We start from the raw sequence: 24,892 nt of genomic DNA, 5'->3' as shown, positions 1-24,892 counted from the left end.
TAGTCGCTACAGGGCTGCAATACCCATGTGATCAATTCGTTTCTTTACCGTCAAATTGATCACTATGAAAAAACGATTATTCGCTGTTACTATGCTATGCGCGATGGTTGCGGTGGCCAACGCACAGCAATGGCATTATGGCCTTAAAGCTGATCTGAACATGTTTAAGCTGGATGGGCAAGGTATTAAACCGAATTATACACCAGGTGGCAACATCGGTTTTTTTGCAACCTATGATTTTACAACGAAGTGGGGAATACAGCCGGAATTACTGTTTTCACAGGCCGGACCCAAACGGGATGATGATTTCAGCTCCCGCTATATCCACAACAGTAATGACCAGGCCAATAAAAATATTAAACTGAGTTATATCACATTGCCGGTGCTGTTGCGGTATAACATCAATAAGAAAATCACCATTAATGCTGGTCCGGAATACAGTTACCTGTTTTATGCGAATGAAAACCTGCTCACCTATAACCAGTCGGCCTTCAAACGCAATGACCTGGGAGTGGCTGCCGGCGCCACTTTTACGTTTGATATTTTACACGTGTATGCGCGGTATGTGTATGGACTGTCGAATGTAAATAACATCGACGACCGTTACCAGTGGAAAACGCAGCAGGCGCAGGTGGGACTGGGGATTAACTTTAAATAATTAGTTTTGTACCGTTCTGATAAAGAAACCGTACAACATGTATAGAATATATAGACAAGGCGCTGTGGGCGCTTTACTGGATGAATATGAAAGAGCGATAGGGGAGCTGATCGTTTGCATAGCGGATATTCCAGATGCAACATTGGTAGCTATTGCAGATCCGGCTACGCAGAACCCGGACTGCCGCTCTATTCAAACCGTTTTGGCACATGTCACCAACTCTATGTATTCCTATGCTGGCTATGTGCACCGGCATAAAGGACACGACTATACGAAACCGGACAAAATACTGCATACCACCATCACGTTGTTCCTCGCCGCGATACAAGATGCCTTTCGTTTTACGACGGTCGTTTTTCAGGACATAAAAGACGATGAGCTGGAACGCATGGACTCGTCGGAAAAAATACTAACGAACTGGGGACAATGGTACGACATAGAGCAATTGATGGAACATGCCATTGTTCATATACTGCGTCACCGGCGACAAATAGAAAGAATGAAGAACCGTTTAAACAGCTCTTCAGGCGCGTAATAAGTACGACTGTATATTTTGTAGCTGGTGTATATGTCGCTGTGTATGAATATTAATAAACTGAATCCACTCATACCGCGTAAACGGGCCAAATCCGGGCACTTCAAAGGCCATGCACTCGTCTTTTAAGTCGAGTGTATTTGCTGCATTCGTCAGCTTTTCCCATGCCTGGTGAATATTTTGGAGTACTTCATCTTTTGTAAGAGGATCATTACCCGGCCGTATCATTTCAGGTGATTGCATCTTAATGCCAAAGTTCAGGAACATGGCTTTGATGGCATCTACCTTTTCATCCGGCATGCGATCAGTAGGTTGGGCAGGGCCATAGAGCAGGCTGCAGTCGCCTGCTTTCCAGATATGTTCTGCTACCTGTGCGGCTGTCCAGCTGCCTTCAAAAGGTAGTGTATTTAATTGTTCGGTACTTAAAGACGACAGCAGACGGAGTAAGGTGTTGCCGGTGTGGTCAATATCATGGAGGAGGGCTGTTTTCATAGCAGCATGTTTTATCTGCTGCAAACTTAAAAGGATATCCTGATTTTGAACGGGGGTTAATACGCCAATATAGCGGGCTATAAGCGACAAGAATTAAGGCTGAAAGCGTAAAGCAGAAATCAAAAAGCTATTGTAGCGAGTGATCAGCGGGTATTTAATTATCCTCAATGATCACTCGCTACAATAGCTTTTTGATTTCTGCTTTACGCTTTCAGCTTCTAATATTATTAAGCAATAATTCTCTTCTCAGCCGATGCCACTGTCTGCGCAATCAAGGTAGCAATGGTCATTGGGCCAACGCCACCAGGTACCGGGGTATAAGCAGCGGCACGATCTTTTACTTTATTGATTTCGATATCGCCCAGTCCACCTTTATGATAACCGGCATCTACTACAATAGCGCCATCTTTAATCCATTCTGCTTTGATAAATTCTGGTCTGCCTACAGCACCTACTACGATATCGGCCTGTTTAATCAGTTCCGGTAAGTTGTTGGTTTTGGAATGGCAGATGGTAACGGTAGCATTTTCGTTCAGCAGCATCATTGCTACGGGCTTACCGAGAATAGGACTACGACCTACCACCACCGCATGTTTGCCGGCGATAGGCAGTTTATAATGTTTCAACAGCTCCATGATACCAGCCGGGGTAGCGCTGCCATAGGCAGGTTCATTCATCGACATACGGCCAAATCCCAGGCAGGTAACGCCGTCTACATCCTTATGGATAGCGATTTTATCAAAACAGGCCCTTTCATCGATCTGGTGAGGAACCGGGTGCTGTAACAGGATACCACAAATCTGGTCGTCGTTATTTAATTTCTCAATTTCAGCCAGCAACTGCTCGGTAGTGGTTTCTTCCGGTAAATGTACCCGCAGGGATTTCATGCCTACGCGCTCACAGGCATTGCCTTTCATTTTTACATATACCTCGGAGGAAGGATCATTACCTACCAGGATGGTTGCCAGTACCGGTACTACGCCTGTTTGGTCAATCACTTTCGCTACCCTGACACTTAAAGCAGCTTCCATTTCTTTGGATAAACCTTTCCCGTCTAGCAATACTGATGTTGCTGTCATATTAAAATCTTTTAGTTATTTGTTACAGTGACGCCGAATCATTGAAGGGCACAAAGATACTTAACACCGAATAATTTGCCGCGCCTGATAACTCCTACTGACGAAATTTATTTTTGCGCACACGAATTCCTCCCGTTATTTTTTTCGTCTTTACTACATAAGACCTTCCAAATGGTCGTTCTGCGTATGAAAACAAGCACCAAGATCTTTTCCTCCCTGAAATGGGGACTGCTGGGCATTTGTGGCCTGTTAACAGCAGGGCCAATGGTATATGCCGCCCCGCCTGTAGAAGTGGATATCTGTGTATATGGAGGTACCTCCGCCGGCGTGATTGCCGCCTATACGGCCAAACAATTACATAAATCCGTGATACTGGTTTCGCCTGATAAGCACCTCGGTGGCCTCACTACCGGGGGACTGGGATATACGGATATCGGTAATAAATATGCAATTACCGGGTTATCGCGGGATTTCTACCGCCGCATCGGGAAGCATTACGGCCAGCTGGAGCAATGGATATTTGAGCCCGGCGTGGCAGAAAACATTTTCCAGCAATACATCCGTAGCGCCAAAGTGCCTGTGCTGTATGAGTATAATATTAGCAGCGCACAAAAGGAAAACGGGTATATCCGGCAAATAGAAATCAAAGGCGCTGATACGCGTGTGGTGAAAGCCAAAATGTTCATCGACTGCTCCTATGAAGGAGACCTGATGGCCAAAGCCGGCATTCCTTACACGGTAGGGCGGGAAGCCAACAGCCAGTACAACGAAACCTATAACGGGGTGCAGGTCCGGGATATGCACCAGTTCCCCGATGGCATTGATCCCTATAAAATTCCCGGCAAGCCGGAAAGTGGCCTGCTCTGGGGCATCAGCAGCGGCACCCTGGCAGCACAGGGCTCCGGTGATAAATTTGTACAGGCTTATAACTTCAGGATCTGCCTGAGCAATCAGCCCAACAACCGTATCCCCATTACCGCCCCCGAAGGATACGATCCTGCTAAATATGAATTATTAATCCGCCTGCTGGAGCATACGAAGCCTAAAAACCTGTCGCCCATGCTGAAGCTGGACCTCATGCCCAACGGCAAAACGGATATCAACAACAAGGGCGCTTTTTCTACCGATATGATCGGGATGAATTACAACTATCCGGAGGCCGACTATGCCACCCGGCGAAAAATCATCCACGACCACGAAGTATATACGAAAGGGCTGTTGTATTTTATTGGTCATGATCAGCGCGTGCCTGCGCACCTGCGGGAGGAAATGCTCACCTGGGGCTATCCGAAAGACGAATACAAGGACAACGGACATTGGTCGCCCCAGATGTACGTACGGGAAGTAAGGCGCATGATCGGCGACTACATCATGACGCAGGCCAACTGCGAAGGCCGCGAGAAAGTAGCCGATGGCGTGGGCATGGCAGCTTATGGTATGGATTCACATAACTGCCAGCGTATAGTCATAAACGGTATGGTGAAAAATGAAGGCGACGTGGAAATTGGTAACCTGAGTCCTTATCCCATTGCTTATCGTGCCATCATCCCTAAATCCGGCGATGCAAAGAATGTGTTGGTGCCCGTGTGTTTATCGGCCTCGCATATTGCTTATGGCTCTATCCGGATGGAGCCTGTGTTTATGGTACTGGGACAATCAGCGGCTACGGCGGCGGCAGTAGCGATTGATGAAAACCGTTCCGTACAGGAGGCAGACGTAAAGAAGATACAGCACTTGCTCACCATGGATCCGCTGGTGAATAACAGTACCCCGGAGATTTTGGTAGATGATAATGACGCTGCCCATGTGACTATTACGGGCGACTGGAAGACGCTGACCCATGGGGGATATGGCGCCACTTTCCTGACAGATGAAAGCAAGGGGGCGGTAGCCAAATCGGTGCGGTTTACACCGGAAGTGAAGAAAGCAGGTAAATATGACGTATACACGTATGTCCCGCGTTTGCCGGGCCTGGATGGTAACATGCAGGTGAAAGTGAACGATGGCAGGCAGGTAACGGAGAAAAAGGTGACAGCGGCGGCAGTAAAGGTACTGGGGCAAACGTCCGGGGAGTGGGTGAACCTGGGCAGTTATGATTTACCGGCGGGCAGCAGTGCGTATGTGGAAATAGATAATCATCAAACCGGGGGCATAGTGGTGGCTGATGCGGTGTTATTTATCCCCCGTTAAAAAAAATATCCGGCCGGAAGGATTCGGGAGCTGTTGTTTCCCGTCTTTAACATAACTGATGTAATTCCACAAAATGATTATTTTGTAATAAATTCCATGACCTTCCTTGCTGAAAGATAGCTTACATAATGAAAGAGAGCTGTTGCAGCGCGTGGCTGCGGGAGACCAACAGGCCTTCCGGCTATTGTTTGACCGCTATTGGGAGAAGATGTATGCCAACACCCTGCAGTTTGTGAAGTCGGCGGCCAAAGCGGAGGACCTTACACAGGAAATATTTATCAAGGTGTGGATGAGCCGGGAACGCTTAACTGCTGTCAATCGCTTTGATGCCTTTTTATATACCATGTCCAAAAATATGATCCTGGATGAATTCCGGAAGCGTGTATTACCTATCGTACAGGAAAACGGCCAGGACATATATCTGCCATCCGATCTCCCTTCCGCGCAGGATAAACTGGAATTCAAGGATGTAGAAATACAGTTGAATGCAGCGATCGACCGGTTGCCGACGCAGATGCAGCTGGCGTTCCGGTTGAGTCGCTTCCAGGGAATGTCACATGATGAAATTGCGCGGGAGATGAATATATCCCGCGTCACTTCCAAGAATTATATTGCCCGCTCTATTGCAGCGATCCGGAAACATTTGTCGGCCAAAGCCGGTCATCTTACCGGGCTCCTGTTATTACTGTGGTTAGGAAAATAAAAAGTTGAAGAAGGTAAGGATTCGGGAACATTTTTTATTCGTCTTTATTATAACAGCCCTTCATGAGAGTGTGCTGATCTGTCATCCGGTTTTATGTCAAATGAGGAATTAAAAACATTGTTGGAAAAGTACCTGGGAGATCACATCACCCCGGAAGAATTGCAATGTTTGCAGGAAGAGGTGAAGAATGCTGACCAGGAAACCGCCCTGAGTGATATGATTGCTGCTATTCTCGCGGAAGACCGCTATACTGCCACCCCCCGGAAGGATCTGCAACAGGCCTTCAACGAGGTAATAACGGTAGCGGCTATACGTGAGGCGATGGGGAAAGAACCGGGGGCAGAAATATCAGCCACTGCTTCCACATCTCCCGTAATACCTGTCCTGTATAAACTGGCGGCTGCGGCTATATTCCTGTTAATACTCGGCGCCGGTTTCTGGTGGTACAAGGGTACTGTCGTTAAAACAGCCATCGCAGAACATGCGTTGCCGGCCATACATCCGGCGGGCAACAAAGCGACACTCACCCTGGCAGATGGCAGCATCATTGAGCTGGATAGCGCCCAAAACGGGGCTTTAGGACAGCAGGGGAGTACTCGTATCATTAAAGTGAATCACGGCCGTTTGGCCTATGCTGCCGGCAGCAGTGATGCCAGTACTGCGCCGCAATACAATACCATCAGCACACCTAAAGGCGGCCAATACCAGGTAGTATTACCTGACGGCAGCCAGGTATGGCTGAATGCCGCTTCCTCACTGAGATTCCCGGTAACCTTTACCGGTAACAACAGAACAGTGAGCCTCACCGGCGAAGCATATTTTGAAGTAGCACAAAATGCCCGTCAGCCTTTCATGGTACACACCAGTGGCATGGACGTAAAAGTACTGGGTACGCACTTCAATGTAATGGCTTACCCCGACGAAGGCCACGTGAGAACCACGCTGCTGGAAGGTGCGGTGAGCGTATCGCAAGGCGGCGCCACCACCCAGATGCAGCCGGGGCAACAGGCCCGTATGGATGATGCAGGCACGGCGTTTAGTATCAGCCGCCCTGACATATCTGATGTAATGGCCTGGAAAAATGGTGAATTCAGATTCCGCAAAACTGATGTGCCGATGATCATGCGGCAAATTGCCCGCTGGTATGATGTAGAGATCACGTACAAAGGGGACTTATCCGATATTAAATTGTATGGCAGCATGACCCGTAAAGAAAATGTTGCACAGTTGCTGGAATTACTGGAACAAACCGGCATGGTGCATTTCAGTACCAGCGGGAATCGTATCACCGTGATGCCAGCCGATATAAAGTAATGATTTGTCAGCGGTGTTTCCACGTTCAACACCTGCCTGAATATCTATAAATCTCAACCAAAAGATAAATATGGAACTGCTTACTATTTCCTGCTTCCAGGGAAGGAGGAGTCGCATGCCGGCAACACTCAAAACATGGCTGCTTAGCTTTTTATTGCTGGCAGGCGCTTTCTCCGTCAGCGCACAAACGCCCACTGTAAAACTATCGGTCAATAAAATGCCCCTGGATAAGGTGTTTGACCTGCTCAGCAAACAAACCGGTTACCAGTTTATCTGCGATGAAAAACTGCTGGAAAACACACCGCCGCTGAGCGTAGACATTAAGAATAAAACACTGGAAGATGCATTAAAAATATGCCTCAAGGATCTGCCACTAACTTACGTGATTAAATATAATACGGTAGTCATAAAAAAAAGTTCAGCCGGCGCCAAAGTCATACCCGGCAACGGAAAAGATACACCCGGTAAAACCATCACCGGTACTATCACCGACAGCACCGGCATGGGCTTACCCGGTGTATCCGTTGGCGTGAAGTCTACCCCGAAAGGCGTACAAACGGATGTCAACGGACATTTTACCATCCACAATATCACCGACCAGGATGTACTCACTATTAGCAGCATCGGCTACCAGACCATACAGGAGCCGGTAAAAGATCAATCCACTTTTCATATCCGTTTATCCCCTACACCTAAATCGCTCGTAGAAGTAGTGGTAGTAGGCTATAGCACGCAAAAGAAGGTAGACCTTACCGGAGCCGTAGCTACGGTATCCGGTGAAACGCTGGCGGCCAGGCCGGTAGGACAAACTTCCGCCGGCTTACAAGGCACCATGCCCGGTGTAACCATCACCCAGGGCAATGGTAAACCCGGCGGTGATGGCGGTTCCATTCGCATCCGCGGCTGGGGTACCCTGAAAAACCCCGATCCACTGATACTGATAGATGGGGTAGAAGGATCAATCAACAACATCGATCCAAATGTGATCGCCTCAGTTACCGTATTGAAAGACGCCGCCTCTGCTTCTATTTACGGCTCCCGTGCCGCCAATGGCGTTATATTGGTGACAACCAAAAGAGGGAAGAGCAGCAAACTGTCCATCAACTACAACAACTACGTGGGCTGGCAACAGGCCACCAACCTGCCCGACCTGACTAACGCGCTCGACTATATGTTATTGGCCAATGAAGCCTATAAGAACTCCGGCCGTACACCTCTCTATGCAGCGTCATTGCTGGAGAAATACCGGCGCCAGGGCAACGGCAGCTCCGATTCACTACCCAATACCGACTGGCAAAAGGCTGTGCTCACCGGTTCCGGCTTTCAGCAAAGTCATTTCTTAACAGTGAACGGCGGTACTGATAAAGTGAAAATGTTATTGTCGGTAGGATACTTTGATCAAAAGGGGTTGATTAAACAATCAGAGTTTAAGCGCCTCACCGTTCGCGCCAACAACGATATCATCTTTTCCAAAAAACTGAATATGCAGTTTGACCTGCAATATATCAGTCCTGTTACCACGGAGCCCTCCGCTGGCGTAGACGCCATTTTCGCATATATGAACAACATTTCGCCCAACCAGCTGGCGGTGAACTCCAACGGTACCCGTGGTGATGGATGGGTGGGCAACAACCCCGCTGCTTCTGCTAAAGAAGGCGGATTGAAAAAATTAAGTGCCCCCTGGGGAAGTATCAACACCACGATTAACTATCAGCCTGTAGAATGGCTGACAGCCTCATTTAATATCGCTCCCAAATACATACAAACCTATACAAACAGGTTTTCAAAAGCACTGCAAACCTATCATCCCGATGGTACGCCGGCAAACAGGAATCCGCAGATCAGCGCATTGGAGGTGACGAGTCAGCGGGAGTTTTATAACAACATGCGCGGTACGCTCACCTTTCACAAAGCCTGGGGTAAGCATGACGTAAAAGTGCTGGCGGGTGCAGAGCAAAATAATTATCGGCAGGATGTAATATCTGCCTCCCGCGATAACTACGTATTACCTGATTACCCGGTATTGGATGCCGGCGGTGCCGGCAATATGAAGAATAGTGGCGGCGGTGCGGAATGGTCGCTGCGTTCCTTTTTCGGCAGGGTGAATTATAACTATAAAGAAAAATACCTGCTGGAAATGAATATCCGTAACGATGGTTCCTCCCGTTTTGCAGAAGGACGGAAGTGGGGCGTGTTCCCTTCTGCGTCTGCCGGCTGGCGTATTTCAGAAGAGGATTTCATGGCGGCGCTGAAGCCTGCACTGAATGAATTAAAGCTCCGTGGTTCCTGGGGAAAGTTAGGAAATCAAAACATCGGTACTTATCCATCGGCTACAGTGGTGAATCTCAGCTCTTACACCATTGGCGGACAAATTGTGAATGCCGCCGCTATGGACGCATTAGCGAATAGAAATATCACCTGGGAAACCACCGAGATGACGGACGTGGGATTGGACATCACCTTGTTTTCCCATCTCTCTATAACAGCAGATTATTATAGCAGCAAAACAAAAGATATTCTCTTACTGCTCAACATCCCGCTGATCACGGGTTTAAAGGCGCCTTACCAGAACGCCGGTAAAGTGAGCAATAAAGGTTGGGAGCTGGGACTCAACTATGATGGCGCCATCAAAGATTTCAAATACAACATTGGTGTGAACGTATCAGATGTGAAAAATAAAGTGGTAGACATGCATGGGATCAATCAATCAGCGGTAACGGTAAGCCGGGAAGGATATCCGGTGAATGCCATCTTCGGATTGCAGGCGGAAGGGTTCTTCCAGGATGCCGATGAAGTATCCAAACATGCTACGCAATTTGGTACCATTGCGCCCGGAGATATCAGATACAAAGATCAGAATGGCGACGGCATCATCAATGAAAGCGATAAGGTGATCCTGGGTAACACCATTCCACGATATACTTATGGGATAAGCCTGAATGCCAGGTGGAAAGGCTTTGATCTTGGTGTGTTTTTACAAGGTGTTGGTAAAGTAGATGGTTTAATTTATGGCGCCGGCATCATGCCGTTTTATGTAAGCTCTGTAGGTGGCACCGCTCAGGAAAGATTCAAAGATTACTGGACACCGGAACATAAAGACGCTGCTTTTCCGCGACTGGTATTTGGCGGTACCAACAATCAACAGATTTCCAGCTTCTGGATGAAAAGCGCTGCATATCTACGTTTGAAGAATTTACAAATCGGATATACACTCCCTCGTCACCTGGCCCAATCGATGAAGCTGAATAGTCTTCGTGTTTTTGTAAACGGCTCCAACCTGTTTACCGCCAATAAATTCTGGAAGGGATATGATGTGGAAACTGCGGTAGGTGTGGCAGACAACTACCCTGTAATGAAAATGTACAGTTTTGGTGTTAACGTAAATTTCTAAAACCATCGTTATGAAAAAGTATGCCCTCTATATACTCCTGATTACACTGCCGGCAGTACAGGCCTGCAACAAAGATTACCTCGATAAAAGTCCGTTGAACGGTCCTTCTGATGCGGCTTATTTCAAGAACCAGGATGAATTGCTGCTGGCCGTCAATGGCCTGTACCGCGCCATGAACAAGCCGATGGACGAATACGATCCCGGGCAACTGGAAGGTCCCAATATCAGCCTGATGCTGGATGCTGCCACCGACATTGGCTATGAACGCAACGCCAGCGACTTGCAAAAAATTGGTACCGGTAACCATGACGCCAACAACACCTATACACAGGGATTGTGGACGGATTTTTATAAAGTGATTGGCCGCTGTAACTATATCCTCGACAATGCAGATAAAGTGAAGTCGGTTACAGATGCCGCTTTGTTTAAGCGCAGCATCGGCGAAGCAAAGTTTGTCCGCGCCTATATGTACGAACAACTCATTTCTTTATTCGGCGGCGTACCATTGGTAACGCATACGCTTACACTGGAAACCGCTCAGATTCCACGTAGTGATAAACAGGTAGTGCTCGATTTTATCTTCCAGGAATTAGACAGCGCTGCTGCATCCTTACCGGCTACCTATACTGCTATAGATGCGGGTCGTGCTACGAAAGGCGCTGCACTGGCCATTAAAGCGCGGGTAGCATTGTATAATGAAAAATGGAAAGTAGCCGCCGATGCAGCCAAAGCTGTAATAGATCTGAATGTGTATAAACTGGAAGATAATTTCCCTCGCCTGTTTTCCTATGATAATAAAAATTCTGCCGAAGTAATTCTCGCGCTGCAATACCAGTTACCTGTGATCAACTGGGGCGGACCTTATCCTATCCTTTGCCGCAATGCCGGCGGCGCTTCCAACAAAGTGCCTTCCCAATCTTTAGTAGATAGTTACGAATGTACTGATGGATTGACTATCGATAAATCGCCCCGCTATGATCCTGCGCATCCTTTCGAAAACCGGGATCCACGGTTAGGCTACACCATTGCCTTACCGGGGTCTATATTTTTTAACTACCAGTTTGAAACGCATAAAGACAGCCTCATGTGCTGGAATTATAACACCACACCGGCTACGCGCATCGTGAACCAGGACGCGGTGAATGCGTATGCATCTTTCACCGGCTATTGCTGGCGTAAGTATATTGATTTAAAAGATAAAGACAACATGCGGCAGTCGACCATGAGCATCACGCTGATCCGCTATGCAGAAGTATTACTCACCTATACCGAGGCAAAGCTGGAAGCGGGCGAGTTAGATGCCTCCGCGTTCCAGGCGATTAATGCCGTAAGGCAACGTCCCGGTGTGAATATGCCGCCAATACCTGTCACGGCTACGCTGGCGGAGTTACGTTCAGCCGTGCGCAAAGAGCGCATGTATGAATTAGCCTACGAAGGTTTCCGCTTGTTTGATATCCGTCGCTGGAAGATTGCGGAGAAAGTGATGAAGGGGCCGTTGTATGGACGCGTGCCGAGAGGGTTGCTGGCCGGTGCGCCGGCGATAGACGCCAATGGTATCGCGGATTACAGCCAGGTGGCGAATAAAGCGGATATGCGGGTGGTGGAGGTGCGGACATTTAATCCGGGAAGGGATTATTTATGGCCGATTCCGTATATAGAAACGCAAACGAATCCGAAGATAGTGCAGAATCCGGGGTATTGATATTGCGAACAGCGGAAATACGGATTTGTGGAAAGATTGGAGCGAAAAAGTATTTGCTTTTATCTTCTCTCAAATTCGTATTTCTTTTTATGTAGATAAGATTAAAGAATGTTTTTGGTATGAATATTTTAATACCTTCATCTTGATACCCAATGTCCGTTTGCAGGGTTCATTGTTTAAATCTTTATACCATTGAATATGAAGGATTATATTCCAAAGACAAAGGATGATCTAAGTGCAGTTGAAATACTGAAGCATAAATCATTTGAGGATGTGAAGGCAGAGGTTTCATATTTACTGGGATGCCTGCAAGATCTGCACTGGGATGTTGCAAGTGAAGTTGGTGCTTATTTGGCTCCCCACGTTAATGAAATTAAAGACAATTTGTTGGATATTCTTTTATCTAATGATGAAGAATGGAAGTTTGGCATTATGAAGAGTCTGATAGCAATTGCCCCTGTAAAATTAGATGAGGAGCTACTTTTTTCACTGGAGAGGATTAGGGATTGTCCTACAGAACGAGAAGTGAATGAAGAACTTCATCTCGTTGCAAGGGAAATATTAGAAAAGGAAATTAACTAAAATGGGTTTAGATTTTGACTCCCGGTGTTATTGAATTTTTTTGTTGCTGGCCAGGTAGTAGCATGTTATAAGTATATTTTGATAATGAAGGATTTTTAAATGAACTAATATTTTACCAATGCAGTTCATCCTGGAAATAATAGTTGAAGGTATTGTTCTCATTCTTTTCTCCATCCCTGGTGCATTTATGAGGTGGATATTTATGCGAAGAAAACGCTCATATAAGCAAATACTCCTTGATGAAGATGGGGGGAATGCTGGAGTTGGGGTGGTTGTAACGGTGATAGTTATGGTTATCGTAGCTATCGTAGCTAATTGGAGAAAGGTGTGAAGTAATTAGGTGGGACTTCAAATTGATTATTAGGGTTTATAAGATTTCTTACAAATAGATGGATGACAATAAGAGATAATTAAATATGGCGAGTAGTTTTATCAATTTTAAGGGCAACGGATTTTGGATAAAGGATAATATTTTAAACTTAACCCTTATTTTTCTATATGCTAAAATGTCGGAACCTGAGCTGCCTTCATGGGCAATAGAGTTTGAGAATTTAATAAAGAAAAATGCAGCCGGAGAGTTTTATGGCTTTGTGGATTTAGAACTGGATTTGTTTTTAACGAATGATGAAAGGACGCTGTTATTTATAAAATTGCTGGATCAAACTATAGAAATATTAAGTAAAGTTGAGTCAGACCTGCGCAATACTAAACTCTACGATAGCGTAAAAAACGCCTTTGTACTTGATGGGATTAATATTGAAGCTGTAAGGCTTATAAAAGTGTTAGAATATTTGAAGGGACTTGTAAAGGGTGAAATAGCGACCAATGAATCAGACCCAATAGAATATTTTTTTTGAAAAAGGTATGGGTTGTTTTATTAAATGTTCCTTCCTGCAAAATCACCTGACACAACAATTTCAACAAAACCGCGCCGTTTAAGAGCAGAATAATCCTGACGTAAACAAAATCCCTTCTCCGCTTGTTGTCCACCTGAGCACCAGAACAAATCGTGAATATATAGCTTTGTCATGCACTCCGAAAGCGCCATTAACCACTTCACAAGTATCTCTTATGAAAAACACGCAACTATTGTTTCTAATTGCCATTGTATTTGCCGGATGTACCTCTACCAATCTGATCTCATCCTGGAAAGATCCCGCCTTACAACCGCAAAAGTTCAGCAAGATCCTGGTCATCGGCATGGCCGGCTCAAAGGACCGCGACATCCGGGAGAATCTTGAAAATGCGATGTCGCAGCAACTGACTGCTAATGGCATGTCGGCGGCAACAGCTACCAGTATTTTCGGACCTAAAACATTTGAGAATCTTTCTGAAGCTGAGGCAGTGAACCAGATCAGTGATAAAGGTTTTGACGGGGTCATGATTCTTTCTTTATTGGATAAGAATAAGGAAAGATATTATTCGCCAGGACGGATGTCTTATACGCCGTTTGCGATGGTGCGTAGCCACTGGTATCCTTATTACCGGGTAATTTATAACCGTACGTATACACCGGGTTATTACAATACTTCGGTGGATTATACACTGGAGGCTAACCTCTATTCTTCAAAGGGCGAAACCCTTGACTATTCTGCCCAGGCAAAAACATTTGATCCTTCCAATGCATCGGCACTAGCCACTAGTTTTAGTAAAACGGTGATTGCAGATATGCTGAAGAAAGGCGTGATTACAAAATAAATTACCGGTAAGGAGAATAGTGGTTTGCCTTCGGTGAGCCACTATTTTTATTTCCGTATATCCCGCGGCAACTGTCCAAACTTCTTCCTGAATGCGGCTGTAAAATGATGTGGATGTTTATATCCAATCCTGTCTGCCACCTCGCTCACATATAGTTTCTCCTCTTGTAGCAGTCGTTTTGCTTCCTGCATACGGATATCGCTGAGGTATCCAAATACGGTGGTGTTGAATAATTCCTTAAAACCGGTTTTAAGTTTCATTTGGTTAATACCTGCTTTGCGCGCCAGTTCCATCAGGGATAATGGCCGATCAAAATGTTGGGTGATATAGTCTTTGATTTCGTGTAGGCTGGCTATATCTTTTCCGGGTATGGTGATTTTTTTTGGGAGATGTATATCGTCCAGTTGTTTCACTTGCATCAGAAAAAGCTCGATGGCTTTAGCTTCGAGATATACTGCTTTCAGATGACCCTGGTAAGGTGCCTGTTGCAGGTTGTTAATGATGCCTTGCATGGCAGGTAACATCCGGGCAGTGAAGGCAGGGGAGGGCTGATTAAAGGTACCATCTTGAACGAATCGCCGCATAAAAGGGCTTTCTTCCGTGAATAGTTGCTGATAGAAATTTTCTGACAACATCAGCTCAAAAAACAAACGGTTTTTGTGCGGAGTAGCTGCTACTGTCAAATCATAAGGTGTCGGTGATTCCCGGTATATCACAAACTGTTTTTCAGCTATGGCGGTAGCTGCGGGCGTATCATCCTGTAAACGGAAATGGGATACAATAGCTTTTTTAGCAGGTTGGAAGGTCATCACTTTTGGGGTAGGGTTATGATAGTTCCCCCAGCGAAAGTCAATTTCCCGGAGGGATAATTCTTCCAGTTGGATCTGAAACCCGGTACTGTCATGAAGGTGCACCTGCTTTTCCTGTACGGGTGCAGAGTCGGTACTACCTGTTTGGCAACTGCTGAGCATAAAACTTCTTTTTGCGTTGATGAAACTTCCTTTTGCGTTAACCGGTGGGGGCAACAGGCGGCTAACTTTGGCTTACTAAATTAAATCAATAAAATGGAAAACAATCAGTATGTCACTGTATTTGGTGCTACCGGAAAGATAGGTAGTGCATTGCTCAATTTTCTGTCGGCAGAAGGTATCCCGGCTATTGCCGTGACGCGTGATAAAAGTAAGGCAGTAGCACTGCCTTTTGTGGAATGGGTAGTTGCAGATATGTTTGATAAAGACAGTTTATATAAAACGATGGATCATAGTAATGCGGTGTTCCTGTCATCGGCCATGGGCAATCATTTCGTGACAGAACAGCAACAGGTTATCCAGGTGGCGGTGGAAACCGGAGTTGCACACATCGTGAAACTCTCTTCGGCCGCGGTGGGTAGCAGCATAGGCAGTTCTGCTATTGCGGCGTCACATGGCGCTGTAGAAGACTACCTGAAAGCGGCCGGTATTCTGTGGACAATATTGCGGCCTACCGGTTTTATGCAAAACTGGTTAGGAGAATTTTCTCAGCGGGTGAAATCGCAGCGTACTATCGAGGAAGCTACCGGCGATGGGAAGCGGGCATATATTGATCTGAGAGACATTGCAGAAGTGGCGGGTACGATTTTGAAAGCACCGGCGGATCATGCAGGTAATACGTATATGCTTACAGGTGGAGAGGCCATCAATTATGCCCAATTGGCAACCATGCTGAGTGCAGTGGCAGCGGGCCCCGTGACTTATATTCCGCTCACGTTGGAAGAAGGCCGGCAACGGCTGGAGCAGAAAGGATTACCTCCCTGGGGAGTGCAAACGTTTATGGCATACGCGGAAGTGCAGCGTAATGGAGACGCCGCATTGGTAAGTAGTGCGGTGTCAGATATTCTTCAGAAACCGGCACGTACCGCGGAAGCTTTTGTGCAGGACTATGCCGCCTGGTTTAAGTAAAACCAGAAAATTTAAATAGACAGCCAATCCACAATAATGTGGGTCGGCTGTCTGTTTTTTTTCGCAAAGGAATCCTTATATTTAATCATAATCCACTCATATGAAAAATGTGATCGCCTACATTACTGACCCCCATCTGGATGAAGCCGGGCTCGCTAATTTCCCTGTAAACGTCAGGGAAGACATGAAAAATATGTTGCAGGAAGTACATGCCGCCGGTATCAAAAACGTAGTGATTGGTGGCGATATAGGCGATAAAGCGTCGCATACTTTTACCTTCGACCTGCTGCGCCAATACGCCGGTAGTGTGAAGCTCACGCTGGGTAACCACGACAAATTCAAAGAAGTCATCACTTACTACAATCCTTTGCCATCAGGCAGGGAGGAGATGTATTACTCCGAGGAACACAACGGCTACAAACATATTTTCCTGGACTCCTCCGCTGAAGAAATCAGCGCGGCACAACTGGAATGGTTCAAACAGGAAATGCAAACCAATAAAAAAGTAATCCTGTTTGTACATCATCCTATACTTGGTGTGAATGCGGAAGTAGACCGTGCTTTCCCACTCAAAGGCCGCGATGATATTGCCGCCGTATTGCAGCAGCACCCGAACAACGTATACATCTTCTGCGGACATCTGCACCTCGACGATGAACAAACCCAGGGCCATATTCAACAGTATGTGACTCCCGCTGTTTCTGTGCAGTTTGTAAAAGACGCCGCCACACTCGAAATGGACCACAAATTTTTCGGTTACCGGATTATTGAAATCAATGATGATGGTATTGATACCGAAGTAATGCTCAAACAACGATCCTGATCACAAAAAAAATTTGGATGCTCAAATAAATTATTTTAGTTTCATTGCATAAAGTAATTTTTTTTATTGTTCATTTGCTTAAACGTTTAAGCAAATGACGGCCACGGATATGAAAAACAGGAATGAAGTAGCGTGCACGCCAGCTTTGGGGCAACCTATGTATCGAATTCAACAGCCCGGCATTACATATCTGCCGGCAGCTTTTATAAAATAACATGTACATGAAAAAAAGTAACAACCGACGTTCTTTTCTGAGAAATATGGGCGTAGCATGCTTCGGTATTTCTGCACTGCCGGTAATAGCTTTGGGAAAGTCTTCCGAAGAAGAAGCAGCATCAGGTAAACCCACACCGGAGAGCGGCCACCGCTTTAACGATACCTATACAGGAAAATACAATAATCGCATCGCCTTTCCCATCGGCGGTATTGGCGCCGGCATGTTTTGCCTGGAAGGCACAGGCGCCATCTCTCATATGTCTATCCGGCACAACCCGGAAATGTTTTACGAACCCGCCATGTTTGCTGCCATCAGCATCAAAGGCGGTACAGCACGTGTGTTGGAAGGTGCGGTGCCCGACTGGAAAAAATTCGGCCAACGCGATGCCGGCCTGGGAGGCACTGGTGGCGCTACCTGGGGACTACCACGCTTTAAGGAAGCCACCATGAAAGCACGCTTCCCATTTGCGGATATCCAGTTGAAAGATGCTACGATGCCCGTGCAAGTGGCCATTAAAGGTTGGAGTCCTTTCATTCCTGGCGATGAAGATCATGCCAGCATGCCGGTAGGCGCACTGGAATATCATTTCACCAATACCAGCAGCAAAACAGAAAGCTGCATCTTCTCTTATAATGCCCGCAATTTTATGCGGCAGGCCGATACCCTGCATACGGTGAAAGCCATGCCCAATGGGTTTATATTGTCGCAGGAAGCAACGGAGCATGCGGCGGAGAAACAAGGCCACTTCGCCATTTTTACCACGGAACCCGGGACCGTGGTTGATCACTGCTGGTTCCGTGGTGGCTGGTTTGATCCATTGACCATGGTATGGAATACTTTGAAAGATGGCAACACGCGCAGTACGCCTCCGGTCGACAAAGATGCGCCAGGTGCCTCTCTCTTCGTACCGTTTCAACTGAAGCCCGGCGAAAAGAAAGTCATCCGCCTGATGATGGCCTGGTACGTACCAGACTCCAAACTACGTATAGGCGATAACGCTACCAGCACCTTCGGCAACTATTACAAACCCTGGTACAGCAACCGGTTTAAAAATATAGGTGAAGTAACAGATTACTGGAAGAAGAACTACGCCGACCTCTATACGAAAACCGCTTTGTTTACCAATACTTTTTATAAAAGCAGCTTACCTCCTGAAGTAGTGGAAGCAGTAGCCGCTAACCTCACCATTCTGAAATCAGCTACCGTCATGCGCCAATACGATGGCCGCTTCTGGTGCTGGGAAGGCTCCGGCGATAACTGGGGGAGTTGTCATGGTACGTGCACGCATGTATGGAATTATGCGCAGGCAGTACCGCATTTATTCCCACGCCTGGAAAGAAGTTTACGCTACACTGAATTCCATGAAAATCAAAATAACGAAGGACACCAGGGCTTCCGCGCCAACATGCCCATTTCTCCGCTGGTGCATAACTTCCACGCTGCCGCAGATGGACAACTCGGCGGTATCATGAAAGTATACCGCGAATGGCGCATCAGCGGCGATACCGCCTGGCTGCAGGAAATGTATCCCTTGGTGAAAGTGAGCATGGATTATTGCATCCGCACCTGGGATCCCCGTGGCAAAGGAGTGGTAGAAGAGCCACATCATAATACTTATGATATTGAATTCTGGGGCGCCACCGGTATGTGCACCAGTTTCTACCTGGGCGCTTTGCAGGCATTTGCATTGATGGGTACTGCATTGAGCAAAGATGTATCCTCTTACATGGCCCTCTATGAGAAAGGTAAACAACAACTGGAAACTTCGCTCTACAACGGTGAATACTTCATACAAAAAATTCAGTGGACGGGACTCAATGCACCAGACCCGGTGAAGGCACAATCTTTCAGTACGCAATATGCGGATGAAGCCATTGCACTGCTGAAAAAAGAAGGACCTAAATATCAATACGGTGAAGGCTGCCTGTCAGATGGTATCCTCGGCGGCTGGATGGCACGCGTATGCGGCATGAACGAACCCGCAGATCCGGCAAAAACGAAAAGTCATTTACTCGCCGTACATCGCTACAACCTGAAGAAAGATTTAAGCCAGCATGTGAACCCGCAACGCTCTACTTATGCCCTCGGCAATGAAGGCGGACTATTGCTATGCTCCTGGCCCAAAGGAGGTATGCTCTCGCTGCCGTTTGTATACAGCAATGAAGTATGGACCGGTATCGAATACCAGGTAGCTTCCCACCTGATGTTTCATGGAGAAGTAGCAAAGGGACTGGAGATTGTAAGAGCCTGTCGCCAACGCTACGATGGCACCGTGCGCAATCCCTTCAATGAATACGAATGTGGTCACTGGTATGCGCGGGCCCTGTCCAGCTACGGATTGCTGCAGGGACTCACCGGCCTGCGCTACGATGCGGTAGACAATGTGTTGCACATCGACTCCCGCATCGGCGATTTTAGCAGTTTCCTGGCCACGGAAAAAGGCTTTGGTACTGTGAGTTGGAAAAAAGGTGTTCCGTCGCTACAAGTAGCGTATGGCACTATTCCCGCTACCCACGCGATCGTGAATGGAAAGAAAATACTGTTATCCGCATAATACACACCCTTTTCACCGGTTCATCAGGCAGGCTTTTATGTTAAACAGGCTTTAATCAATGGTTGCTTAAACGATTAAGTAAACGAAATCACCAAAATCCACACGTTTATGAAAGCTTCCCTGCAAGGAAGACCACCCATGCCACGATCTGTCACAAAATCAGGGTGGAGCTTCCTGTTCTTTTTTTTCAGCAGCATTTACACCTTATCTGCACAAAAAGTGATCACGGGAAAAGTCACCGCATTTGCCACTGGCAAGCCCCTGGCAGAAGTGAATGTAGTGGTGAAAGGTACACCTGTAGGCACTACTACCTATCCCGATGGTACCTATGCCATTAAAGTAGAACAAAATGTAACACTGGTATTTACCTATGTAGGCTATGAAACACAGTTGATACCCGTCGGCAATCAAACAGAAATCAACGTTGCCCTGAAGCAACAGTCCAGCACTTTAGGAGATGTAGTAGTGGTGGGATTTGGTAAACAAAAGAAAATTTCCGTTACCGGCGCCATCTCCAGCGTGCCGGTGAATAACCTGCAACGCATTGCCACACCTTCCTTGTCGAATGCCTTAGCCGGCAGCATGCCTGGCATCATCACCCGCCAGAGTTCTGGTGAACCCGGCTACGACGGCGCCGCCGTATTTATCCGGGGCTTCGGCACCTGGGCCAACAGAAGCCCGCTGATCCTCGTTGATGGCGTAGAGCGGGATATCAATAACCTCAACACCCAGGAAATCGAAAGCTTCTCTATCCTCAAAGATGCTTCTGCTACCGCGGTCTACGGCGTAAGAGGCGCCAACGGCGTTATCCTCATCACCACCAAAAGAGGAAAGGTCGGAAAGCCGGCAGTGGTATTTCGTACGGAAAATGCTACGCTCACGGCACTACGCCTGCCCAATTATATCAACGGCGCTGAATATGCAGGCTTAGTGAATGAAGCGCTGAGTAATGATAATCTTCCCTTAAAATACACATCGGAAGAACTACAGAAATTTAAAGATCATTCCGATCCCTATCTCTACCCGGATGTGAACTGGACGGACGCCGTGCTGAAAAAAAATACTTTTCAAAGTATCAACAACCTCAGTGTAACCGGCGGTAACGAAATCATAAAATACTATACCAATGTCGGCTATACGATTTTAAATGGCATTTATAAACAGGACCCGGCCAATGCCTATAAAACCAATGCGCAGATGAAGCGCTATAACTTCAGGTCCAATGTAGATATCAACGTATCCAAAACCATTAGCCTGGAATTGGGCGTTGGCGGGGTTATCCAGCAAGGCAACTACCCGGGCACCCGCGCCCCTGATATTTTTGACGCACTGAAAATCACATCTCCCATTAACTATCCAAAAGTAAACCCGGATAACTCCATTGCCGGCGCCTCTACTTCCTACCTGCAGAATAATCCCTGGGGACTCGTTACCCGCGCCGGCTACACCCGGCAGGATATGAATACGCTGCAAGGTACTTTCAGTGGTAAATGGGATTTGTCGTCGCTTGTGACAGAAGGACTATCCGTGCGGGGCATGTTCTCCTATGATCATACTTACTTCGCTTCCACAGAAAGAAATAAGCAGTACGCCATTCAGCAATACCGCGGCAAAGACAATAACGGCAACGACCAATACGCCATTATCCGGGAGGAACAACCCATGGGATACCGGGTCATCAACCGGGCTAACCGTGCCGTATATACGGAGTTAGCCGTTAACTATAACCGCAGCTTTGGCGCCCACAACGTAACAGGTATGCTCCTCGGCAACCGCCGGGAATATATTGACCTGACCGCCAACAGTACCATCAATAACCTGCCTTACCGCCGCCAGGGCCTCGCCGGCCGGCTGACCTATAATTTTAAAAACCGTTACCTCGCGGAAGTGAATGCGGGCTACAACGGCTCTGAAAATTTCCCCGAAGGAAAACAATATGGTTTCTTCCCGTCAGTATCCGCTGGTTGGGTGATCAGCAATGAAAATTTCTGGTCCATCAAAGCCATCTCCAACCTCAAAATCAGGGGTTCGTATGGCCAGGTGGGTAACGATCAAATCAGCATCGGTACAGACACCCGGCGCTTCCTGTTCCTCACCACTATTAACCGCAACGGGCAGGACTATCTATTTGGCGATAACCAACGGGTGTACGATGGATTTGATGAAGCGCAACTGGGCAATAATGACGTCACCTGGGAAGTAGCCAACAAAGCGAACCTCGGGCTCGATCTTGAATTATTCAACGGCGCCATCACACTGCAGGTAGATGGCTTCAAAGAAAACAGGACCGGCATTTTAATTCAACGAGGGGTCATTCCACGGGTAACCGGTTACTTCCCCGGTATTCTTCCTTATGCCAATCTCGGTAAAGCAAGAAACAGCGGGGTAGATGCGTTACTGGAAGTAAAACGGACTACCCGCAGCGGCTTCTTCTACAACATCCGCGGAACGTTTACCTATGCCCGTAGTATCTGTACGCAGAACGACGATCCCATCCCAAAATATGCTTACCAGTCGTTTGTAGGACAACCCATCGATCAGCCAATGGGGCTGGTGGCGCTGGGCTTTTTCAAAGATCAGGCGGACATCGACAAAAGCCCTAAACAAACTTTCATGGAGCAGGTACGCCCGGGTGATATTAAATATGAAGATAAGAACGGTGATAACATCATTGATGATTATGACCGCGTACCTATTGGCTATCCACGCACGCCGCAAATAGTATACGGGGCCGGCGCCAGCTTTGGCTACAAAGGATTTGAACTCAGCTTCTTTTTCACAGGCGCTGCGCAGGCCAGTCTCTTTGTGGACGGCCCCTCTATGTACGCTTTCGCCATGGGACTCGGCACATTTAATATCCTGCATGAATACTACGATAACCGCTGGACACCAGGCAATCCGAACGCTAAATATCCACGGGTATCCCCGTTGCAAAATCCGAACAACAACCGTACCTCCACCATGTTCCTGCAAAATGCAGCTTACCTGCGCCTGAAAAGTGCCGAAGTGGCTTACAACATTCACCTGAAACAAGGACGCAGGGCGGGTCCGGAAGGAATACGAATATTCGTCAACGGGTTTAATCTCATGACCTGGGATAAAATAAAAGCCATAGATCCGGAATCAGAATATGGTACCGGTGGATATCCGTTGCAGCGCAGTGTGAATTTCGGTACTCAGCTCACCTTTTAATTCATTCATGATGAAAAATATATTTGCCCGCTTATCAAAACAGCTTTGTGTGCTTTTACTGGGCATGCTGCTGTTGCCATCCTGTACAAAGACTTACCTGAAAAAAGCACCGGACGAAGACCTGGATATTAAAAAGGTTTTTTCAGAAAGGAAGTTTGCCGAATCATTTCTCACTTCCGCTTACAGCAATATCCCGGTAATGTTGGGTGCTGCCGACTGGGACCAGCGCAATCCCTTTACCGGCGCCTGCGACGAAATGGAGATTACTTTCCTCGGCGCCTATTCACATATGCTGAATTCAGGCGCCTGGAGTTCCAACGACTACTTCCCCGATATCTGGGGATATATGTACGAAGGCATTCGCAAAACCAATATCTTTTTGGAAAATGTAGCACAGGTGCCTATGCCGGAAGAAGACCGCAAAAAATGGATCGGGGAAGCTACCTTTTTAAGAGCCTTCTTTCATTTTATGCTGGCCCGTGTGTATGGACCTATACCCATCGCGGATCATGCCTATACGCTCAATGAAGACTATACGAAAATCCGTCGTGCACCAATCGATAAAGTGATAGGATTTATCACATCAGAATGCGATAAATCTGCCGGGCTGCTCGACTGGACCGTGACGCCTGATAAATATGGCCGCGTTACCAAAGCCGCCGCTATGGCGTTAAAGGCACAGGCGTTACTGTACATGGCCAGTCCTTTATGGAATGGCAACCCTGATTACATGGGGATCAAAGACAAAGACGGTACTTCGCTTTTTCCATCTTTTGATAAAGAAAGATGGAGAGCCGCCGCAGTAGCCGCCAAAGCTTGTATAGACGGAACAGAAGCCAATGGCTATAAATTGTATCGCTCCGCTTCCAACGACCCGGTGCGCAATTACCAGGAAATATTTATTGAACGGAATAATGCAGAAGTATTGTTTGCCCGCAACGCCGGCGAACACTCACATTTTGAACGTTGCAGCAACCCTATCAGCTACGGTGGTTACTCCATTTTTTGCCCTACCCAGGAACTGGTAGATGACTATGAAATGGAGAACGGCCTGCGCCCTATTACCGGTTACCAGCCGGATGGTTCACCGGTTATCAATGCGGCGTCAGGATACGTGGAAACGGGCTATGTAGCTGATAAGCATCCAAAAGATTATTACCCCGCGGGAGTACGGAACATGTACGTGAAACGGGAACCACGCTTTTATGCCAGTATTAATTTTAACGGCGCCACCTGGAAGGGGCGTGGCATACAATTTTGGAACGAAGGGCTGGACGGCAGAAGGAGAGCCGGTTCCGATTACTGCATCTCCGGCTACCTGATGAAGAAAATGGTGAACCCTACCTCCGATATTTTTCAAAACAGGTTTTCATTAAATACCTGGATTTATTATCGTTTGGGCGAAGTATATTTAAACTATGCAGAAGCGCTCAATGAAGCAGATGGCCCGGTAGCAGATGTGTACCAATATGTAAACGCGATCCGTGACCGGTCCGGTTTGCCTGCACTGCCTGCCGGCTTATCGCAGCATGAAATGCGGGAACGTATTCATCATGAGCGTCGCATTGAACTGGCTTTTGAAACGCACCGCTACTTTGATACCCATCGCTGGAAAACCGCCGGTGACATAGACAATAAAGCCATTCACGGCATGAACATTGGCGCCGGCGCGGCACTCAACGACGATAATTTTTATAAAAGAACCGTCATAGAAAAACGGGTGTTTGTATCGCCTAAGCATTATTTATGGCCGTTACAACAAACGGAGATCAATAAAAATCCCAACCTGGTGCAGAACCCGGGCTGGTAAACTATTTAGTTTTTG

General features: G+C 47.1%; 18 protein-coding genes. 15 read left to right on the top strand and 3 right to left on the bottom strand.

What is annotated here, in order from left to right:
• Window positions 1–64 precede the first annotated feature (64 nt).
• Together J7623_RS29470 and J7623_RS29465 are read left to right on the top strand one after the other, a co-directional pair.
• Window positions 65–658, top strand: coding sequence for a porin family protein (locus tag J7623_RS29470; protein ID WP_291928174.1), 594 nt, complete (start codon window positions 65–67; stop codon window positions 656–658).
• Window positions 659–695: 37 nt separating this feature from the next.
• The gene (locus J7623_RS29465) at window positions 696–1,193 is read left to right on the top strand and encodes a DinB family protein (RefSeq protein WP_291928171.1); all 498 of its coding nucleotides are present in this window, start codon (window positions 696–698) and stop codon (window positions 1,191–1,193) included.
• Here the strand turns inward: J7623_RS29465 and J7623_RS29460 are convergent.
• Together J7623_RS29460 and folD are read right to left on the bottom strand one after the other, a co-directional pair.
• Window positions 1,182–1,685 (bottom strand): DinB family protein, encoded by a 504-nt coding sequence (locus J7623_RS29460; protein WP_291928170.1) that lies wholly within the window; start codon window positions 1,683–1,685, stop codon window positions 1,182–1,184. The genes J7623_RS29465 and J7623_RS29460 overlap by 12 nt on opposite strands.
• Before the next feature lie 227 nt (window positions 1,686–1,912).
• Complete coding sequence (gene folD, locus J7623_RS29455) at window positions 1,913–2,764, bottom strand: bifunctional methylenetetrahydrofolate dehydrogenase/methenyltetrahydrofolate cyclohydrolase FolD (protein WP_291928167.1); 852 nt, start codon at window positions 2,762–2,764, stop codon at window positions 1,913–1,915.
• Between the two features lie 186 nt (window positions 2,765–2,950).
• On the opposite strand from folD, the gene J7623_RS29450 reads away from it, so the two are divergent.
• The 8 genes from J7623_RS29450 to J7623_RS29415 all read left to right on the top strand — a co-directional run bounded on the left by J7623_RS29450 (window position 2,951) and on the right by J7623_RS29415 (window position 14,344).
• Complete coding sequence (locus J7623_RS29450; protein ID WP_291928164.1) at window positions 2,951–4,954, top strand: FAD-dependent oxidoreductase; 2,004 nt, start codon at window positions 2,951–2,953, stop codon at window positions 4,952–4,954.
• A 106-nt stretch (window positions 4,955–5,060) separates the two neighbouring features.
• Window positions 5,061–5,657 carry a sigma-70 family RNA polymerase sigma factor gene (locus tag J7623_RS29445; protein ID WP_291928161.1) on the top strand — a complete coding sequence of 199 codons (597 nt, stop codon included), beginning with the start codon at window positions 5,061–5,063 and terminating at the stop codon, window positions 5,655–5,657.
• A gap of 93 nt (window positions 5,658–5,750) precedes the next feature.
• Window positions 5,751–6,971, top strand: coding sequence for a FecR family protein (locus tag J7623_RS29440; RefSeq protein WP_291928160.1), 1,221 nt, complete (start codon window positions 5,751–5,753; stop codon window positions 6,969–6,971).
• A gap of 70 nt (window positions 6,972–7,041) precedes the next feature.
• A complete protein-coding gene (locus tag J7623_RS29435; RefSeq protein WP_291928157.1) occupies window positions 7,042–10,362 on the top strand; it encodes a TonB-dependent receptor in 3,321 nt (1,106 codons plus the stop codon).
• A gap of 10 nt (window positions 10,363–10,372) precedes the next feature.
• Window positions 10,373–12,064 (top strand): RagB/SusD family nutrient uptake outer membrane protein, encoded by a 1,692-nt coding sequence (locus J7623_RS29430; protein ID WP_291928154.1) that lies wholly within the window; start codon window positions 10,373–10,375, stop codon window positions 12,062–12,064.
• A 198-nt stretch (window positions 12,065–12,262) separates the two neighbouring features.
• The gene (locus J7623_RS29425) at window positions 12,263–12,646 is read left to right on the top strand and encodes a DUF5071 domain-containing protein (RefSeq protein ID WP_291928151.1); all 384 of its coding nucleotides are present in this window, start codon (window positions 12,263–12,265) and stop codon (window positions 12,644–12,646) included.
• Window positions 12,647–13,062: 416 nt separating this feature from the next.
• On the top strand, window positions 13,063–13,503 hold the full coding sequence (locus J7623_RS29420; RefSeq protein ID WP_291928147.1) for a hypothetical protein: 441 nt from the start codon (window positions 13,063–13,065) through the stop codon (window positions 13,501–13,503).
• 214 nt (window positions 13,504–13,717) lie between these two features.
• On the top strand, window positions 13,718–14,344 hold the full coding sequence (locus tag J7623_RS29415; RefSeq protein ID WP_291928145.1) for a hypothetical protein: 627 nt from the start codon (window positions 13,718–13,720) through the stop codon (window positions 14,342–14,344).
• A gap of 47 nt (window positions 14,345–14,391) precedes the next feature.
• On the opposite strand, the gene J7623_RS29410 is transcribed toward J7623_RS29415, so the two are convergent.
• Complete coding sequence (locus J7623_RS29410; protein ID WP_291928142.1) at window positions 14,392–15,315, bottom strand: AraC family transcriptional regulator; 924 nt, start codon at window positions 15,313–15,315, stop codon at window positions 14,392–14,394.
• A gap of 93 nt (window positions 15,316–15,408) precedes the next feature.
• Between J7623_RS29410 and J7623_RS29405 the strand changes: the two genes are divergently transcribed.
• From J7623_RS29405 to J7623_RS29385, 5 genes are all read left to right on the top strand, one after another.
• Window positions 15,409–16,281, top strand: coding sequence for an NmrA family NAD(P)-binding protein (locus J7623_RS29405; RefSeq protein ID WP_291928140.1), 873 nt, complete (start codon window positions 15,409–15,411; stop codon window positions 16,279–16,281).
• Between the two features lie 100 nt (window positions 16,282–16,381).
• Window positions 16,382–17,104, top strand: coding sequence for a metallophosphoesterase (locus tag J7623_RS29400; RefSeq protein WP_291928137.1), 723 nt, complete (start codon window positions 16,382–16,384; stop codon window positions 17,102–17,104).
• 221 nt (window positions 17,105–17,325) lie between these two features.
• Window positions 17,326–19,875: a GH116 family glycosyl hydrolase gene (locus tag J7623_RS29395; RefSeq protein ID WP_291928133.1), complete on the top strand. Its 2,550-nt coding sequence runs from the start codon at window positions 17,326–17,328 to the stop codon at window positions 19,873–19,875.
• Between the two features lie 108 nt (window positions 19,876–19,983).
• Entirely contained in the window at window positions 19,984–23,067 is a 3,084-nt protein-coding gene (locus J7623_RS29390; RefSeq protein ID WP_291928130.1) for a TonB-dependent receptor, read from the top strand.
• A gap of 10 nt (window positions 23,068–23,077) precedes the next feature.
• Window positions 23,078–24,877, top strand: coding sequence for a RagB/SusD family nutrient uptake outer membrane protein (locus tag J7623_RS29385; protein WP_291928127.1), 1,800 nt, complete (start codon window positions 23,078–23,080; stop codon window positions 24,875–24,877).
• Window positions 24,878–24,892: the final 15 nt, after the last annotated feature.

The sequence above is a fragment of the Chitinophaga sp. genome (genome assembly GCF_017745275.1).
GTDB lineage: Bacteria > Bacteroidota > Bacteroidia > Chitinophagales > Chitinophagaceae > Chitinophaga.
Note: the sequence above shows the minus strand (reverse complement) of the source record. Positions and strands in the feature narration are given on the sequence as shown.